The organism is Aquirufa sp. (assembly GCF_044239315.1).
Lineage (GTDB): Bacteria > Bacteroidota > Bacteroidia > Cytophagales > Spirosomataceae > Aquirufa.
This window is the reverse complement of the sequence record NZ_JBIIBQ010000002.1, coordinates 21,927-39,040: the sequence shown is the minus strand read 5'-3', so window position 1 is coordinate 39,040 and position 17,114 is coordinate 21,927. Positions and strand designations below refer to the sequence as shown.

General features: G+C 41.4%; 16 protein-coding genes. 6 read left to right on the top strand and 10 right to left on the bottom strand.

The features are described 5' to 3' along the window. Nucleotides 1-29: 29 nt before the first annotated feature. From ACILP5_RS00885 to ACILP5_RS00860, 6 genes are all read right to left on the bottom strand, one after another. The gene (locus tag ACILP5_RS00885) at nucleotides 30-1,331 is read right to left on the bottom strand and encodes a gluconate:H+ symporter (protein ID WP_395616760.1); all 1,302 of its coding nucleotides are present in this window, start codon (nucleotides 1,329-1,331) and stop codon (nucleotides 30-32) included. A 39-nt stretch (nucleotides 1,332-1,370) separates the two neighbouring features. Next, nucleotides 1,371-2,240, bottom strand: a complete 870-nt coding sequence (locus ACILP5_RS00880; RefSeq protein WP_395616759.1) for a sugar phosphate nucleotidyltransferase — start codon at nucleotides 2,238-2,240, stop codon at nucleotides 1,371-1,373. Beyond that, nucleotides 2,237-3,292, bottom strand: a complete 1,056-nt coding sequence (locus ACILP5_RS00875; protein ID WP_395616758.1) for a galactokinase family protein — start codon at nucleotides 3,290-3,292, stop codon at nucleotides 2,237-2,239. Before ACILP5_RS00875 ends, ACILP5_RS00880 begins: the two co-directional genes overlap by 4 nt. 1 nt (nucleotide 3,293) lies before the next feature. Beyond that, the gene (locus ACILP5_RS00870; protein WP_395616757.1) at nucleotides 3,294-3,683 is read right to left on the bottom strand and encodes a group III truncated hemoglobin; all 390 of its coding nucleotides are present in this window, start codon (nucleotides 3,681-3,683) and stop codon (nucleotides 3,294-3,296) included. After that, complete coding sequence (locus ACILP5_RS00865; RefSeq protein ID WP_395616756.1) at nucleotides 3,683-4,996, bottom strand: vanadium-dependent haloperoxidase; 1,314 nt, start codon at nucleotides 4,994-4,996, stop codon at nucleotides 3,683-3,685. Before ACILP5_RS00865 ends, ACILP5_RS00870 begins: the two co-directional genes overlap by 1 nt. 61 nt (nucleotides 4,997-5,057) lie before the next feature. Further along, nucleotides 5,058-6,221 (bottom strand): NAD(P)/FAD-dependent oxidoreductase, encoded by a 1,164-nt coding sequence (locus tag ACILP5_RS00860; RefSeq protein WP_395616755.1) that lies wholly within the window; start codon nucleotides 6,219-6,221, stop codon nucleotides 5,058-5,060. 90 nt (nucleotides 6,222-6,311) lie between these two features. On the opposite strand from ACILP5_RS00860, the gene ACILP5_RS00855 reads away from it, so the two are divergent. Genes ACILP5_RS00855 through ACILP5_RS00845 form a run of 3 tightly spaced genes read left to right on the top strand, consistent with a single transcriptional unit; the run spans nucleotide 6,312 to nucleotide 8,600 of the window. Next, the gene (locus ACILP5_RS00855; protein WP_395616754.1) at nucleotides 6,312-7,073 is read left to right on the top strand and encodes an alpha/beta fold hydrolase; all 762 of its coding nucleotides are present in this window, start codon (nucleotides 6,312-6,314) and stop codon (nucleotides 7,071-7,073) included. A gap of 1 nt (nucleotide 7,074) precedes the next feature. Continuing rightward, a complete protein-coding gene (locus tag ACILP5_RS00850) occupies nucleotides 7,075-7,719 on the top strand; it encodes a CBS domain-containing protein (RefSeq protein ID WP_395616753.1) in 645 nt (214 codons plus the stop codon). Beyond that, complete coding sequence (locus ACILP5_RS00845; RefSeq protein ID WP_395616752.1) at nucleotides 7,719-8,600, top strand: NAD kinase; 882 nt, start codon at nucleotides 7,719-7,721, stop codon at nucleotides 8,598-8,600. The genes ACILP5_RS00850 and ACILP5_RS00845 overlap by 1 nt, the downstream gene beginning before the upstream one ends. A 133-nt stretch (nucleotides 8,601-8,733) precedes the next feature. Here the strand turns inward: ACILP5_RS00845 and mutS are convergent, their stop codons facing one another. After that, nucleotides 8,734-11,364, bottom strand: a complete 2,631-nt coding sequence (gene mutS, locus ACILP5_RS00840) for a DNA mismatch repair protein MutS (protein ID WP_395616751.1) — start codon at nucleotides 11,362-11,364, stop codon at nucleotides 8,734-8,736. 73 nt (nucleotides 11,365-11,437) lie between these two features. Here mutS and ACILP5_RS00835 point away from each other — a divergent pair, with 73 nt between their 5' ends. Genes ACILP5_RS00835 through pgeF form a run of 3 tightly spaced genes read left to right on the top strand, consistent with a single transcriptional unit; the run spans nucleotide 11,438 to nucleotide 14,553 of the window. After that, nucleotides 11,438-13,195: a GMC family oxidoreductase gene (locus ACILP5_RS00835; protein ID WP_395616750.1), complete on the top strand. Its 1,758-nt coding sequence runs from the start codon at nucleotides 11,438-11,440 to the stop codon at nucleotides 13,193-13,195. Between the two features lies 1 nt (nucleotide 13,196). Continuing rightward, a complete protein-coding gene (locus ACILP5_RS00830; protein WP_395616749.1) occupies nucleotides 13,197-13,820 on the top strand; it encodes a gluconate 2-dehydrogenase subunit 3 family protein in 624 nt (207 codons plus the stop codon). After that, nucleotides 13,810-14,553 carry a peptidoglycan editing factor PgeF gene (gene pgeF, locus ACILP5_RS00825; protein WP_395616748.1) on the top strand — a complete coding sequence of 248 codons (744 nt, stop codon included), beginning with the start codon at nucleotides 13,810-13,812 and terminating at the stop codon, nucleotides 14,551-14,553. The genes ACILP5_RS00830 and pgeF overlap by 11 nt, the downstream gene beginning before the upstream one ends. On the opposite strand, the gene ACILP5_RS00820 is transcribed toward pgeF, so the two are convergent. The 3 genes from ACILP5_RS00820 to ACILP5_RS00810 are packed head-to-tail and all read right to left on the bottom strand — an operon-like array spanning nucleotide 14,530 to nucleotide 17,100. Continuing rightward, on the bottom strand, nucleotides 14,530-15,252 hold the full coding sequence (locus tag ACILP5_RS00820; RefSeq protein ID WP_395616747.1) for a carboxypeptidase-like regulatory domain-containing protein: 723 nt from the start codon (nucleotides 15,250-15,252) through the stop codon (nucleotides 14,530-14,532). The two genes, pgeF and ACILP5_RS00820, sit on opposite strands and share 24 nt — an antisense overlap. A 46-nt stretch (nucleotides 15,253-15,298) precedes the next feature. Then, complete coding sequence (locus ACILP5_RS00815) at nucleotides 15,299-16,144, bottom strand: phosphatidate cytidylyltransferase (RefSeq protein WP_395616746.1); 846 nt, start codon at nucleotides 16,142-16,144, stop codon at nucleotides 15,299-15,301. Nucleotides 16,145-16,149: 5 nt separating this feature from the next. Further along, the gene (locus ACILP5_RS00810) at nucleotides 16,150-17,100 is read right to left on the bottom strand and encodes a lysostaphin resistance A-like protein (RefSeq protein ID WP_395616745.1); all 951 of its coding nucleotides are present in this window, start codon (nucleotides 17,098-17,100) and stop codon (nucleotides 16,150-16,152) included. Between the last annotated feature and the right edge of the window lie 14 nt (nucleotides 17,101-17,114).

Sequence of the window (17,114 nt, the reverse complement as noted above, 5' to 3'; positions counted from 1 at the left end):
TTTTTCTACCACATTATTAACTAAGTAAACTACAAAATTTGATTTAAAATCATCACTCCTGCTAATCCAGTGACAGACACGATCGTCTCCATCAATGACCAAGACCTAATCGTTTCCTTCACTGTTAAATTAAAATATTCTTTAAAGAGCCAAAAGCCCGTATCATTTACGTGTGAGAACATTAAACTTCCTGCACCTATACTTAAAACCATCAGGTTCGCATTTACACCGCCCGCAGCCACTAAGGGATAAATCATTCCGGCCGCCGTTAATCCTGCAATCGTTGCAGACCCAAGGCAAACTCGAATAATAGCCGCCATCATCCAGCCTAAAACCAACGGATGTATCGGTAATCCACCTAAATAAGAAGCAATTTCTTTACTAACCCCTGAAACGAGGAGGATTTCCTTCAAGGTTCCAGCACCTGCAATAATCAATAAAATCATGGCTACATCTTTCACCGCCTCTCCATACACATTCATTACCTCTTCGATTTTCTTGCCACGTTGAATCCCAAGTACATACGTTGCCACTAAAATAGCCACTAGCATCACCATCGCTGGATCTGCGATGAATTTTACAACGGGTGAATCTGGTAATTGTACCTCGGCGATGGTAGTCCCTACTAATAGGAATACGGGGAAAAGGGCAGCAACGAAACTAGAGGCTTTCGAAGGCAAGTTCGTTTCGTCCACTTCTGCCGAAGCGAAGGCCTTTAGCGGTTTGACGGGTAGATGAGCTAAGGTTTTGGCAAAAATAGGACCCGCTAAAATGATCGCAGGAATTGCCACGATAATACCTAACATCAAAGTCTCTCCCATGTTCGCGTGAAATTGTGCCACTAAAGCTGCTGGAGAAGGATGAGGAGGTAAAAAACCATGTGCCACAGACAAGGAGGCCATCATAGGCACCCCAGCCATCAACGGCGGGATCTTGTATTGCTGTACTAGAGAGAAAATCAACGGAATCATCAAAACAAAACCCACATTATAAAAAAGTGGTATACCTATCACGAAACCCGTCAACATCAGCCCCCAGGTAATGTTCTTTAGACCAAACAAATCAATTAGCGTACCCGAAATCTGTTTGGCCGCACCTGAAGAGGCTACCAATTTACCCAGCATGGCTCCCAGCACTAAAATCACCACTAAAGATCCTAGGGTATCTCCCAACCCTTTTTGGATAGACTTCGCTATATCAGGAAGAGGTAAACCGAAACAAACGCCCGCGAAAATACTCACAAGCAAAAAGGCTATAAAAGAATTGACCTTCCAGTACGTGATTAAAAGTACTAAAAGGCCAAGGCTTGCAATTACAATGAATAAAGTCATAGAGTGAATAGGTTAACACTCACAATTTACTACTATGCTTTAAAAATCACCATATGTTTCTTCTAAATATTTCTGCATCACTAAGATATCCTCTTTTGAGGTTAAATCAGGCACATTTTCTGCCAAAGGAATCGCAAAGAAACCTTTGCCCTCCCCTTCGCCGAACATGACTACTGAAGTAGGCAATTCTTTTTCGTTGCGGACAGGATGGAATGGAGTCTTAGCTAAATACGGCAAGAACGTACTCGCCTCGAACACAAACACATTCATGCTCACGCCTAATCGACCTTGCTTTGCCATTAATTCATCTGCTTGCTCTTTCGTAGGCTTCTCGATAATCTCCAATAAATACCCCTCTGCATCCGTACGAATCAACGCAAAAGCGGAGATACGCTCCTCTGGATATAATAAACTATCGCGGTGATACGAAATCAAAGCCTGAGGAACTTCTGATGCCCAAAGCGTTTTCAACGCATTCACCGAATACAAATTATCCGAATTACATACAATAACGCGACCCGTCTGCCAATCCGAATGCTGAGATAAAGCCTGGTATACCGCATCTGCCGTCCCTGCTGGCTTCTCGCGATCTGCCGCGATTTGTTGACGAGCAAACACGATTTTCATTCCCCAGGTAGCATCTTTCGCCATTAAAGACTCACAATATTCTTGAGAAACATTGTCTGTCGGATGTAAAAGCAACATCACCTCTTCAATTCCGGCTAGGTGTGCATTGTATAATTGGTAGTCAATTAAGGTCTTGCCATTTTTTCCTACTTGAATCATTCCCTTGGTCACCGCATTCGCTTGTGCCACTAATTTCGGGTCTAAATCACTGTTCTCTTCTGTTAAGGCTTTCTTCATGCGAGAGGCCATACCACCCGCTAAAATCAATAATCTCTTCTTCATATAATTTTCGTTGTTCCTTTATCTACTGAAATAATGTAAGCCTTCCCACCCTCTTTTTCGATGGCTTCGACTACTTTTTCTGGATTAATAGGTGCATAAGCAAACATACATCCACCACCACCTGAACCATTTATTTTTCCTCCCAAAGCTCCCGACTCCAATGCAGCCTCAATCATTCTGTTGATTTTAGGCGTAGAGATTCGCTTATGTTCCCGCAAATTTACTTGATGTTCATTTAATAAAGAACCTAATTTTTCATCTGACCAAAGGCTTTTCCCCTCAAACATCGCCTTCGCCTCTAAAAGTAAATCTCGATCGCTAATATTCGATTTCAAAAGCACCCACTCATCTTCAGTCAATAATTCGCGGTATTTTTCTGGATCAGTTTCGGTAGCTAAATCAAAATCCGGGTATTTTGCCTGAATCTTTTTCATTCCACCTAACATCCCAAACTTCACGTGGCTCAAAATCCCCAAGGTATCTTTCGGCTCCATGGAATCCCCTAACACGAAAGTACCTAATTCTCTGGCATAGGTCTCAATGTGAATCTCAGGCACACTGGCCAAGTAAATCACATTCCCTACGGCTGTCGAATATTGATCCATCATACCGCCCGGCTCAGAAAACTCGAGTACCTCCGCTTCGTAGGTGATCTCACCTACCTGTTTTTGAGAATAGCCTAATTCATAGATTTCATTCAAGAAATTCACCCAAGAAACGAGCAAGGCGGAGGAACTAGACGTTCCAGAATTAATAGGAATATTGCCACTTACGGTTAATTCCAATCCCCTATCTAGTCGATGCCCCTTGCGGTGCAATACATTTAATACGCTCTTGAAATAGTCGCGTTCTTTCGTGTAGGCTAAGGGATAAATTAGCTCGAATGTTTCTTCAGCTCCCACATCAGGCAAAGAAAAATGCACCACATTATCTTCTCTAAAATCACCTTCAATTTGAATACGCTTCGAAATAGCCGCTGCAATCACCGGCAATCCTAGATAATCTTGGTGTTCGCCAAAAAGACAAATGCGACCCGGTGTAGATACGATCATGTTAAGCAGGGTAGTTTGTTAAATAATCTAATTTATACGCCCAAGTGGCAGCAATGTTTTCCGCCTTCATTATTGCCTCTTCCGTCTTAGGCCCTTCAAACAAATCCCGCAGCGTCTCTCTAAACAGGGATAACCATCTTTCAAAGTGAGCCGGCGTAATCGAATGAATTTGATTGATCTGCAAATGTGGTCGCATAGGAGCCCCTTGATAGGCGGTTCCTTGAAATAATAACATCTCCCAAAAATCATACATCTTAGGGAGATGTGTCGAAAAATCTACCTGCATCACTTCCATAAATACGGTGCCAACTAAATCATCTGAAGGCATTTTTCCGTAAAATGCGTCTACAAATGTCTTGATATCCTCCTTAGAAGTGATGTCGTTTTTCATTAACGTGTCTTCACTTTTTTGAGCAATTGCTGCGCCACTTTACCACCTTGAATCACTCCTTGATCAAGTGCAGGACGGAAGTGAATTCCACCATACAAACGACTAATAGAAGCCTCATCAGCCGCTTGTTTAAAGGAAGTAAATTTACGAGGCGGTAAGCCGTACGGAATCTCTGTCGAGTCATTAAAAGCCACATTATCCCCATAAATGGTGGTTAAAACCGTAGCCGCCGCACTTGAAATAGTACTATGTCCAGACGTATATTCTGGGAATGGAGGCGTCTGTAAAATCGGTATCCATTTTTTATCAATACTGTTGTTTATAACGGTCTCTGGACGAATTCTCACCGAACGGTATTTCTCATCCCAACACGATATAAACCCGTCGAAAATCGACATGGATGTTAGAACAAAAGCTTCAGCCACTTGCACGTGAGTCTTCTTTAATTGACGAGAAACTTGCCCTACAATTCCCATCCAGTGACCACCTGGCGACATTTTCTTTGTCGCGAACATGGCATGACCGGTGATGTTCATTTTGAATGGATTACAATCCCAAAAGTTCGCAATATTGCGTTGCTCCTCTGTTAAATTCTTAACCGTATTATACGATTCCATCACCTCTTTGTAGTAAGGTGTGCCTGGAGTTAAATCAAATTTAGATGGCATTGGGGCTTGAAACTGAGCCGATGAATCTAAGCCCACGGGACGAATCTTCGTCCAATATGGTTCTACTGCATCCATGTAGGCTGGAGGCGTAGGTGTCCAAGTCCCTGGTTCGTTAGTTACCGTAAAACGGAAACCACGCGTCTGCTTGTAATTATCCTTCGTCGAATATTTAAACACAGATTCAGCAATGGAATCACCTAAAGCGATGGAACGCTCATACACATCATTTGGAATACCTGTTGCTCGATAATCTGCTTCTAATTTCTTGTCAAACTCCTCGTATAATTCTTGTGCAAATGTTAACTTTTTACCCATCGTTAAGAAGGCGCGAGTAGAAGCTAATGGATAACAATATTCCTTCCCCTTTTCAGGCTGAGCGACTTTTTCAAAACCAGTGATTTGGCCTACTAAAGACTTATAACCCTTTTCTCCATGAATCGCCGCTTCGTAGCCTGCAATACTGGCATACATGTAAATACGGGAAGAAACGGGAGGTGCGAAAATGTCGTGAATGATACTTTCAGTCAACATGACTTCGGCACGAATAAGAAATTCCGGATTAGAAGCCGCTTTTTGATAGTCCTTGTTCGAACTAGAACAAGACGCTGCGAACAAGACGGCGAAAAGAAGAATATATTTTTTCATGTAGGGCTTGATTAACCGCACAAAGGTAAGAAAAATCAAACATACATTCCGCTGATGAAAATCAGGATTTAGCTAGAACTTCCTCAGCCGCTTTTCTTCCTGAATAAAGCGCTCCTTGCAAGGATGGGAATTCTAAATAGTCTCCTGCCAAAACTATCCCATTCGAGGATTTTCTAATCGCTTCATACCCATCTACCTGCTGCAATGAATGTGGAATATCAAAGCTGGAAACAAGCGTTAATTTCTGCCCTGGCAATTGCTTTTCAAGTGCTGCTTTAACCTCTTTTTCTGAGCTTCCCCCAAGGCTCGTAGCCGAATACAGTGATTTACCTTTAGGGGCTAAACCAGGATTCACATCCGTCAAACATGTAAAATGAAGTAAGTGTTCTTCACCTACAAGACGTAATAAAGCGGGTTGTTTAACGGAAGATTTTGCAGAAAAATAAAAGGTCTTAGAGCCTAAAGTAGCCGGTATATTTTCATTTAGAAGTTTCGCAACCACTGGTAGATCCACCGCTAAAATAACGGCTTCCCCCTCAATTATCTCTCCTGATTTCAGGGTAATACTTTTCGCATCTAAAGCGGTAATTTCTTGATTTAATTTTAGTTTATCTACCGGTAGCCAAGAGGCCATTTGATCAGGAATAGCTTGCATTCCCCCAGCTGGAATCGCCGCATTTCCATATAAAAACTGCTGCAAATAATAGAAAAACAAAGAGGCCGGTTGAGTCAAGCTTTTTTGTAAAAAGACACCTTGAAAAAAAGGCGTTAAAAACTCGTTTTTGAAACGCTCGGAGAAAGAATAAGATTCGATTAATTCCTGAGTTGTTTGTTTATTTCCATCTAAGGCAGGCACATGAGCTTGTAATTTAAACCAAATTCTTGTCAGTGAAAATAGATCTTTAAAGCTCAGAATAGTGCTTGAAAATAACTCAAAAGGTCTTCGAAGCGGATTATAAAACAGTTGATCCTTCACCATTGCACCCGATTCAAAATAGCTCAATTTAAGTGCTGTTAGATCTAAAGAGCGTTGCACTTCAGGATAAGAGGTTTGTAATACTTGGAACCCCCTGTCTAAAATAAATCCATCTTTCTTACTAGAGGAAATCCGTCCACCTAAGCTAGCTTGCTTTTCAAACAAAATGAAGTCTGCGTTGTTTTGATGTAAAATATTAGCTGCTTGCAAACCCGCAATTCCACCACCAACAATCAAGATAGGTTTCATAGATAAATTATATTTTTTAAAACACCACAAAATTAAAATTGTTTAACATTCTTTTTATTAAATTGCAGTTTATAAATACAAAATTCCTGAATGGAGTACCTAATTAAGGCAGAAGGAGAGTACCGTTACATTGATGAAGGACAGGGTGAGACCCTATTATTACTTCACGGATTGTTCGGAGCATTAAGCAATTGGGAAGGAGTGATTAATCACTTTAAGCCAAATTACCGGGTCATAATCCCGCTGATGCCTATACATGACATGCCCATCAAGGAGGCTGGCTGTGAAGGATTAACAGAATTTATTGAAGGTTTTGTTGCCTTTAAAGGTTTGGAAAAATTCAGTGCAATAGGTAATTCATTAGGTGGACACGTCGCGCTGATTTATACTTTACGTCATCCTGAAAAGATCCAACGTTTGATATTAACAGGATCATCTGGGCTTTTTGAAAACTCGATGGGTGGATCATATCCGAAGCGCGGAAATTATGAATTTATCAAAGAGCGCGTGGAATATACTTTTTACGATCCTAAAACTGCGAGTAAAGAATTAGTAGATGAGGTATTCGAAATCACGAATAGCATACCTAAAGTGATGCGTATAATTGCCATTGCGAAATCTGCGCAGCGAAATAACATGGCCAAAGATATTGTGCACATCAAGGCCCCTACCCTACTAATTTGGGGATTAAACGATACCATTACACCTCCAGAAGTAGGACACGAATTCAATCAATTAATCGCCGGCTCTACGCTTCGCTTCATTGATAAATGCTGCCATGCACCCATGATGGAACGTCCAGACGAATTTAATACGATATTAACAGAGTGGTTAAATCAAAACCCCGTTTAATATGTTGATACTATCACGCCTAAATTATGATTTACCGGTGTTGCGTATGACAGATTCAGTCGCGAAAGCACTGAAGACGCTTCGCACCCACGGGGTAAACGCTTTAGCGGTGGTAGAAAATAAAGCTTATTTGGGACTTGTTTCATCCGATAATTTAGAGCATGCCTTATCACCAGAACAGACCCTTTCAAATTTGCAAGCGCATTTCTCAGGCTTCCGAATGGAAGAGGAGGAGGATGTATTAGCTAGTCTGCCTTGGTTCGATGAACCCAGTCTAGATCTGATAGCTATTACGAATGCAGAAGGTTTGTTTAGAGGTTATTTGACCAAAAATTCAGTAGGAAACCTCCTCTTGAATTCAGGCGATGAAAATAAAAATGGTGGTATTATCCGCATCCCTTTTCAAGCATCTCGAGATAGTTTGAGCACCATTATTCGCATCATCGAAGAAGAAAATGGCTTCGTGGTACGCAGTTTTTTCCAAGAACCAAATGTTATGCTACAAGTACAGACAGAGACCTTTGGTAAAATTATTGCTAACCTAGAAAGACATGGTATTTTCATTGAAAAAGCCTTTGTTTTTGGAGAGCAACTTGAAGTAGATCAGGATCGTTTCGATCATTTAATGCGCTTTATCGACTTGTAATGAGTGTACAATTAGCCATTCACGGAAAAACATTTTCGGCTGAAACCAAGCCCTTGATGGAAAAAATGTGGACGGATATTTGTGCCAAAAATTGCCAACCCATCCTTTCTGATTTCTTCAAAAATCACCTGCTAGAGCACGGTTTCTCCGTGGCAGATATACCTAGCTATTCTGCTGAGAAGGGACTTGAATCTGTAGACATGGCTTGGAGTATTGGTGGCGACGGTACACTATTAGAAACATTGACTCAAATAGGGGCGAAAGAAATCCCCATTTTAGGCATCAATACAGGCCGATTGGGCTTTTTAGCCACTTTATCTCCACCTGAAATCAGCTCTGCTTTAGACACTGTTTTACAGGGAAATTACCGCATTGAAAATAGAAGTTTGGTGTCCGTTGAATCCGAAATTGATTTTTTTGATGGCAAAGGTTTTGGCCTCAATGAAGTAGGCATCATGAAGACCGATACGTCTTCCATGATTACGATCAAGGCTTTTGTGGATGGTAATTATTTGAATTCTTATTGGGCTGATGGACTCATCGTTTCCACAGCCACCGGATCAACTGGCTATTCGTTAGCCGTGGGTGGACCTTTGGTTATCCCGAGTTCTGACATATTTATCATTGCACCAATGAGCCCGCACAATTTAAATGTACGACCGCTCCTCGTTTCAAGTTCTGCAATTTTAACTTTTGAGGTTAGCTCTAGAAGCAAAAACTTCCTTATTTCATTAGATTCCCGTTCCAAAGTCATCGACAGCCACTTCAAAATCGAAGTAAAAAAGGCGCCATTTTCAGCGAAATTGATCAAAATTCCTGGGGATGATTTCCTGCAAACGTTGAGGAGTAAGTTGAATTGGGGGCTAGATGTTCGTAATTGATTTTATTCATTCAAAAATGCGCCTCGCGATATTTTTCAAATGAATAAAACCAATTTCTCTCCCTACGATTTAGAGTTGGTTTAGCTTTCTAATTCACAAAATTATTGCGAAGCACAATTTTAGAATTAGAAAGCTAAAGCAACCTTTTGAGCTCATTAAGCTTCAACAACGCCTCAATCGGCGACAGCGAATTGACATCCAACCCCTTTAATTCATCCTCGATTTTCTGAAGGCCTTCTGGAATTTCAGCACCAAAAAGAGACATTTGGTAGTTAGCCTTTGGCATCTCTTTCAATTTATCGATGTTGTCTTCTAATACGTGATCTTTTTCTAAATTCTGCAAGATTTCATGGGCACGTAAAACTAAAGAAGTAGGCATCCCGGCTAATTGAGCAACATGAATACCAAAACTATGGGCACTTCCACCTGGCAGTAATTTGCGTAAGAAAATGATTTTATTACCCACTTCTTTCACGGAGACGTGAAAATTCTGAATGCGTGGGAAGTCTTGGGTTAATTCATTCAATTCATGGTAGTGGGTAGCAAATAGCGTTTTGGCCTTGTAAGAAGGGTGATTATGCAAGTGTTCCGCAATCGCCCAAGCCATCGAAACGCCATCATACGTCGATGTTCCACGACCGATTTCATCTAATAAAACGAGGGATCGAGACGATAAATTATTCAAAATTGCCGCGGTTTCGGTCATCTCCACCATGAAGGTCGACTCGCCTTTGGATAAGTTATCGGAAGCACCTACTCGAGTGAAGACTTTGTCGACTAAACCCAGGTTAGCGGATTCAGCAGGTACATAAGAGCCCATTTGGGCGAGTAAAACGATGAGTGCGGTTTGACGCAATAAAGCTGATTTACCGGCCATATTAGGACCTGTAATCATCATGATTTGCTGCGTTTTGTCGTCTAAATAGATGTCATTAGGTACATAATTCTCCCCTGCCGGCAATTGCTTTTCAATCACTGGATGGCGGCCACCTTTAATGTCAATAATTTCGGTTTCGTTCAATGAAGGACGCACGTAGCCATTGTTCTTAGCCACGGTGGCGAAAGAAGCTAATACATCGAGCGTTGCCACACCTAAAGCAGTCTGTTGGATTTGGGTTAAATAAGCTAAAGCCCCCTGAACCAATTCTTGAAAAATACCGAATTCAATAACCGAAATTTTATCCTCCGCATTTAAAATCTTCTCCTCATATACTTTCAATTCCTCCGTGATATACCGCTCTGCATTCACTAAAGTCTGCTTGCGGATCCACTCTGGTGGAACGCGGTCTTTGTGCGCGTTGGTCACTTCTAGATAATATCCAAAAACCTTGTTAAAAGACACTTTCAGAGAAGTAATCCCGGTACGCTCAATTTCCCGTTTTTGGATATCAGCTAAGAAGTTTTTACCAGAGCTAGAAAGTCCATGCAACTCATCTAATTCTGCAAGGTAGCCTGATTTAATCATTCCTCCCTGGTGCATCAATACCGGTGGATCTTCGCGTAAGGCGGTATCAATTTTAGCGACTAACGCTTCGCAACCATCTAAACTAGTAGCAAGTCCTGAAAGGCTCGTAGAGGAGGAACCTGCTAAAAGCGATTTAATCTCCGGAATCTGCTGCAAAGCCTTTTTCAAGGCATTTAACTCGCGCGGATTGATACGACCGGCAGCGACTTTGGAAATCATACGTTCCACATCACCTATCGGTTTCAATAGGTCTGCTGCCTGGTCTAATAAAGTTTCAGAAGCGAGTAAGCCGGCCACCCCTTCTTGTCTTTGCTCGATGGTCGCTAAATCCTTTAAGGGTAAAACGAGCCATTTACGTAGCAATCGACCACCCATGGCCGTCAGCGTTTGATCGATCAAGGCAATCAAAGGAACTCCACCCTCTTGTGTAGGATGAATTAACTCTAAATTACGGATAGTAAACCGATCTAACCACACATATTTATCTTCCTCAATGCGCTGAATCGAAGAAATATGACCGATGGCGCGGTGTTCGGTTTCCGCTAAATAATGTAATATAACGCCAGCTGAAATAATACCTAGCGGACTATTTTCGATACCAAATCCTTTCAGGTTTTTGGTCTTAAAATGTTGTGTTAAAAGTGGATAAGTGAATTCATGGGTAAAAATCCACTCTTCCATCGTGAAACTATGAAATTGCTCACCGAAGGCATCAACGAAGGCATTCCGATGTTTTTTAGGATACAAAATCTCTGCCGGCAAGAAACTTTGGACTAACTTCTGAATATAGGCCAAAGGCCCCTGAGAGCACATAAATTCACCCGTCGAAATATCCAATAAGGCAATGCCATAGGTGGACGATTTCTCTTCCAGCGAGATGGCCGCCACATAATTATTGCGCTTATTATCTAATACTTGATCATTAAACGACACCCCAGGTGTCACTAATTCGGTCACCCCGCGCTTCACAATCCCCTTCACAGTCGCTGGATCTTCTAATTGATCACAAATTGCGACACGCTCCCCTGCCCTTACTAATTTAGGCAAGTAGGTATCTAATGAATGGTGTGGAAAACCAGCTAATTCCGCATCGGCGTTACCATTATTTCGACGCGTCAAAACAATGCCCAGAATTTTCGAAGCTTTCACCGCATCTTGGCCAAAGGTCTCGTAAAAATCCCCTACCCGGAACAATAAAATAGCCCCCGGGTATTTCGCCTTGATTTGATTAAACTGCCTTGATAATGGGGTTTCCCCTTTTTTCAATGGCTCCTCCCCGTTGTCTGCTTTCCGTGCCAAATATTTCTGATCTAATTATGACAAAAATAAACCAAATTTTCTATTTTTGATTTCTCTAAACCAGATTAACAAAATGATTAATAATTCTATTTACATTAAATCCCAACAAGAGGTATTCGATGTGGTAATCGTAGGTTCCGGTGCGGGTGGAGGTATGGCAGCTCATACACTTGCTAAGGCCGGAGCGAAAGTTTGCGTACTAGAGGCTGGACAGCCTTTTGACCCTGCTGACCCGAAAGATATGACCCAAATGAAATGGCCTTACGAATCCCTTCGTAGAGGTTCAAGCAGTTCCCTACGTAATTTTGGGGATTTTGATGCTGCCTATGGCGGATGGGATATTGAAGGTGAACCCTATACCCGTAAAAATGGAACGAAGTTTGACTGGTTCCGTTCTCGGATGGTGGGTGGTCGTACGAACCACTGGGGACGTATTTCCTTACGTTTTGGACCAGATGATTTTAAAAGAAAAAGTATTGATGGCCTAGGCGATGACTGGCCTATCGGATATGATGATATGAAGCCTTACTATGATAAGGTGGACAAAATGATTGGGGTTTTTGGAACCAATGAAGGGCTAAGAAACGATCCCGATGGCTATTTCTTACCTCCTCCTAAGCCTCGTCTCCACGAATTAATGATCAAAAAGGCGAATAAAGCCTTAGGCATCCCGACCTATCCGTCGCGTATGTCAATGCTTACAAAGCCCATCAATAACGAGCGTGGCTCTTGTTTCTATTGCGGTCAATGTAACCGCGGTTGTTCTGCTTACGCTGACTTCTCGTCCTCATCCGTTTTGATTAAACCTGCAGTAAACACAGGAAATACGACCGTTTTACCATTTGCAATGGCGCGTGAAGTAATGACGGATCCCATTACTGGTTTAGCAACCGGCGTTTCTTATGTACATACAGGCACGATGATGGAATATTCTGTGAAAGGGAAAATCGTTGTATTAGCTGCATCTGCAGGAGAAACTGCACGTTTATTATTGAATTCGAAAAGTTCTCGTTTCCCGAACGGTATCGCTAATTCAAGCGGGGTCGTAGGAAAATACATCAATGACTCTACCGGAGCTTCTCGTTCCGCTATTATACCCTCTCTATTTGATCGCAAAAGGTACAATGAAGATGGTGTAGGTGGTATGCACGTTTACACTCCATGGTGGTTAGATAACACAAAATTAGACTTCCCTCGCGGATACCACATCGAATATGGTGGAGGAATGGGAATGCCAAGCTATGGTTTTGGCTGGGGAATCGAAGGCCTAAATGGGCGTGAAAATTTCACTAGAGACGGTATGAAAAAAGCCGCTGGTGGATACGGTGCTACCTTGAAAGAAGATTACCGCCGTTTCTATGGCGCTTATGTTAATTTTGCTGGACGTGGTGAACCAGTTCCACTTGAGGATAATTACTGTGAAATCGATCCAAACGTAGTGGACAAATTCGGAATTCCTGTACTTCGCTTCCATTACAAATGGAGCGATTACGAAATAAAGCAGGCTAAACACATGCAAGATACCTTCGAGGAAATTATTCACTCGTTAGGTGGTGAGGCTATGGGTAAAAAACCTGGTGCTGAAAACAATTATGGCTTAGCAGATCCAGGACGTATCATTCACGAAGTAGGAACAGCGCGTATGGGCAATGATAAAAAGACTTCTGTTCTGAATTCAAATTGCCAGGCACACGATGTGAAAAACTTGTTTGTGGCAGATGCAGCACCATTCGTTTCTCAAGGAGATAAAAATGCAACGTGGACTATTCTTGCTTTATCCCTACGCACATCAGAATATATTATTGATCAACGCAAAAAAGGCAACCTGTAAGATGAAAAGAAGAGACTATTTAAAAAATATGGGCTTAAGTTCACTGGGCTTAGCCGTTTTCAATCCGGATGAAAAAGCGATTGAAAATTTAGAATTAGGAAAAGTGCCGGTCAAAAGACCGAATGGTCGTACGCAAGAAGAGGCGGAGATGGAAGCTCGCCTGAAGGCGGAAGTGTTCTTAAACGCACACGAATTAGCGACGATCACCGTTTTATCTGACATCATTATTCCTGCTGACAAAAAATCAGGAAGCGCCTCACAATCTGGCGTAACTGCTTTTATTGAATTTATCGTAAAAGATAAGCCAGAATTTAAAACACCGATGCGCGGAGGATTACGGTGGTTAGATGTGGAATCAAACAAACGTTTTTCTAAAAAATTCACCGAATTAACCCCTGCACAACGCATCAATATTGTAGATGATATTGCCTACCCAGGAAAAACGCCTAAACATTTAACGCAAGGGGAATCCTTCTTCACCTTAATGCGTAATTTAACAGCAACAGGATTCTTTACCTCTAAAATAGGCATCGCTGATTTAGACTATAAAGGAAATACGCCTAACCAATGGAATGGCGTACCCGATGAAGTTTTAAAGCAATATGGTTTAAGTTATGACGCCTAATCGTGTCGTAAAACCACGTATTTTTCAATCTATTCCAGGCCTCGTGGCGGGTGTTAGCACTCGCCACGGCGGCTTAAGTCAGGCTCCGTTTTCCTCCTTAAACTTAGGAGTTCATACCGATGATGACCCAGCGGTCATCGAACAAAATCTTTCCCTTTTCTGCGCTGATTTAGGTATTTCACCCACAGACTTAGCCCGTTCCTACCAGGTTCATGGTGATAAGATATGGGTAACAGGCAGAGCTGGATACCAATCCGGATTCGATGCCATGGTCTCCGTTCAGCCAGGTGTTTTTGCCGGTGTAGGAATCGCCGATTGCACCCCGATCTTGTTAGCTGATCCGGTGACCCGTGTTTGTGCTGCCATTCATGCCGGATGGAAGGGAACTGTTGCAGAAATTGTGGCTAAAACGGCTTCCCGTATGATTGAGAACCGAGGATCTAATCCAGCTGATATTCTCGCTTATATAGGTCCTTGTATTAGTTATCATCACTTCGAAGTCGGGGAAGAAGTAGCAGCACAATTTTCTGAGGATTTCAAAACACGTAAAGGCCTAAAATGGCACGTCGATTTGAAAGCGGCCAATGCTGCTCAATTACGATCACTCGGAATTGAACAAATAGAAATCGATACAGCCTGCACCGTAGAAAATAATGCAGATTTTTTCTCTCACAGAACTGAAAAAGGAATAACGGGTAGAATGCTTGCCTTAATTGGATTTCAAGTTTCTTAAAAACATTTGTCGGTTAATGTTTTCTTTAGGAAGCAACTCGTAGGCTTTTTTATAATCTTTTCGTTTCAAATCACCATTCTTAACAGATTGAATGAAACTCATCCAAGCGAATGGATTTGTCAAAGCTAACATAGGACTGCTGAAGAAATTTTTATTGGCCTGAGATGAAATCATCATATCTGAGAAATTTCTAAAATTCGAAGATGTACCCATGCCTGCCTGCAAAGCGTAGACATTTAATTTAGATTGTTCCAGGTTTTCTCGGGCATTATCGCGCTGTTTCGCATCGCGTAATTCCATGGCTAAGAAAGCTTGTTTAAATTCATCCTCACTCGAATGTCTAAAGACCTTCACCTCACGTAACATCGTCGTCATTTCTTCCATCGGAATAATTACCTGATGCACTAACTCTGAATTACGCGGCACAATGTAGTATTTCTTTTGGTAGCCGATATAAGAAATGACAAGACTATCCCCAGGGAAAACATACATGTCTGCTTGTCCGAAGTTGTCAGTCAAAGCTCCACGGCCAGCTTGAGGATTAAAAATATACGCCAAAGGAAGAAACTCCGCATTACTCGATGCCACCACACGACCCTGAAATAGGACTGTTTTATCTTGCCCCTGAGAGAAGGCAGAAAAGGACAGCAAGCTGAAAGCAAGCATACCTAAAACACGAACAGCGAATCGTTTTTTCATAAAGCCGAAATTAACTAAAAAATGAATCCGTTGCTGTTAAAGCCTGTTAAAGCTTTGTGTTTGGAAATAATTTTAAGAAAGTGATAATGAATGGAATCGATAACAAAAGTCCATCAAAGCGATCTAAAAAACCACCATGGCCTGGAATGGTGTCAGCGGAGTCTTTGATATTAATACTTCGTTTGAATAATGATTCCACTAAGTCGCCATAAGTACCTGCCACCACGATGATGATTCCAATGCCAAACCATTGCCAAGACTCATAATTCGTGTAATATATCGATAACACATAGGCCACAATCATAGCTGCAATTAATCCTCCTACACTTCCCTCCCACGATTTCTTAGGTGAAACACGTTCAAATAATTTCGTTTTGCCAAATTTAGTACCCGCAAAATAGGCTCCTGAATCACTGGACCATAATAAAAAAAGACAGCCTAAGATGATTTGAGGATCATAGGTCTCATTCTTTAAAAACGCCAAAACAGTTAATAAAGCAAACGGAAGAGCCACATAAATGATGCCTAAGAAAGTATAGGCAATATTTTTAAATGGCTTTTCGTCTTTTGCATTGTATAACTTAATGAAGAAAATCAACGCCAATAACGGAGAAAGAATGTAATAATTGGAGTAAGCAATCTCCCCTTTTTCGATAAAAAATGTCAACAAATGAAGTACGACACCACAGAAAGTACCATAAAAAGTCAATGGTAAATTATCACTAATACTACCTACTAACTTATAAAACTCCAATTGGGCAGCCAAACCAATCAATAGGAACAAACCTAAAAAAGTATAGTCACTGAACAATACACAGAAAAGCAAAAACGGTACTGCAATGATGGCTGCGATCACGCGTTGTTGCAAGTTAGACATCTCTTTTAAGCCCATAATCCTTATTTTTCTAATTGAAAGCTGTGAAGTCGACGAATATAAAACACGACTAAAGCCAAAGAAATCAATACAGACCACCAAGGGGTAATTTCCCCTAATTTCTCCGGATCCACTGCAATTTGCTTCTGCTGATATAAATATTGCATCGTCAGCGCCCATCCATTATTAAAGAAGTGCGCAATGATGGGAATCCAAATATTTCGGTTCCAAACATATAAATACCCAAAAAACGCCCCGAGTAATAAACGTGGAAAAAAGCCAAAAAACTGAAAATGAATAAAGCTAAATATCGCAGCTGACGCCCAAATAGCTACATGGTGATTGCCAATATAGCGTTCAAACAAATTTTGTAATACACCTCTAAAAAATAATTCCTCCCCAAGTGCCGCTAATCCAGCAATCACAGCTAAACCAATGGCAAAATCAGCTGGACTTTGGAAATTGACTAAAAACTTTGTCAATTCTGCTAGCTGAGTTTCTGAAGCACGCATCCATTTCTCTGTCTCCTCAAATCCGGCAGGCAAAACTAAGGATTGGTTCCATTGAATAATATATTCAAGCAGCGGCATTCCCACTAAAATCGTGATAATTGACCATAAAAAAATACGGTAATCTGGACTAGGATTGGTAGAAAGGGAGTTTAAATCACTCTTCTCTGACCAACGCAAATAGGCCCAAGAACTGGCAACAAAGGTAAAAAGGGCCGAAAACCACTGCATAGCCATCATAGCTCGAAAGGCTCCATCGTAGTTTTGAGGATGGGCCATAAAATCCAAGACCAATTTTTGGAATTGATTTACATCCTGCGTGGGAAATCCCACAATTAAAACGACGGATAATAAACCGATAAATTGGCCGATGAAGCCTCCTAAAAGGAAAAATCCGAATAATATTAGAATTTTAGACAGCAAACCGAGGTAACGTTCGGGGCCTTGAAAATTGTTATCTACCATAATGCTCGTAAATT

Coding starts and splice junctions, on each gene's coding strand:
- ACILP5_RS00870 (WP_395616757.1), bottom strand. CDS start 3,683: ATGAAAAACGACATCACTTCTAAGGAGGATATCAAGACATTTGTAGAC.
- ACILP5_RS00880 (WP_395616759.1), bottom strand. CDS start 2,240: ATGAAGAAGAGATTATTGATTTTAGCGGGTGGTATGGCCTCTCGCATG.
- ACILP5_RS00855 (WP_395616754.1), top strand. CDS start 6,312: ATGGAGTACCTAATTAAGGCAGAAGGAGAGTACCGTTACATTGATGAA.
- ACILP5_RS00850 (WP_395616753.1), top strand. CDS start 7,075: ATGTTGATACTATCACGCCTAAATTATGATTTACCGGTGTTGCGTATG.
- ACILP5_RS00885 (WP_395616760.1), bottom strand. CDS start 1,331: ATGACTTTATTCATTGTAATTGCAAGCCTTGGCCTTTTAGTACTTTTA.
- ACILP5_RS00830 (WP_395616749.1), top strand. CDS start 13,197: ATGAAAAGAAGAGACTATTTAAAAAATATGGGCTTAAGTTCACTGGGC.
- ACILP5_RS00835 (WP_395616750.1), top strand. CDS start 11,438: ATGATTAATAATTCTATTTACATTAAATCCCAACAAGAGGTATTCGAT.
- ACILP5_RS00875 (WP_395616758.1), bottom strand. CDS start 3,292: ATGATCGTATCTACACCGGGTCGCATTTGTCTTTTTGGCGAACACCAA.
- ACILP5_RS00865 (WP_395616756.1), bottom strand. CDS start 4,996: ATGAAAAAATATATTCTTCTTTTCGCCGTCTTGTTCGCAGCGTCTTGT.
- ACILP5_RS00860 (WP_395616755.1), bottom strand. CDS start 6,221: ATGAAACCTATCTTGATTGTTGGTGGTGGAATTGCGGGTTTGCAAGCA.
- ACILP5_RS00820 (WP_395616747.1), bottom strand. CDS start 15,252: ATGAAAAAACGATTCGCTGTTCGTGTTTTAGGTATGCTTGCTTTCAGC.
- ACILP5_RS00845 (WP_395616752.1), top strand. CDS start 7,719: ATGAGTGTACAATTAGCCATTCACGGAAAAACATTTTCGGCTGAAACC.
- ACILP5_RS00815 (WP_395616746.1), bottom strand. CDS start 16,144: ATGGGCTTAAAAGAGATGTCTAACTTGCAACAACGCGTGATCGCAGCC.
- ACILP5_RS00810 (WP_395616745.1), bottom strand. CDS start 17,100: ATGGTAGATAACAATTTTCAAGGCCCCGAACGTTACCTCGGTTTGCTG.
- pgeF (WP_395616748.1), top strand. CDS start 13,810: ATGACGCCTAATCGTGTCGTAAAACCACGTATTTTTCAATCTATTCCA.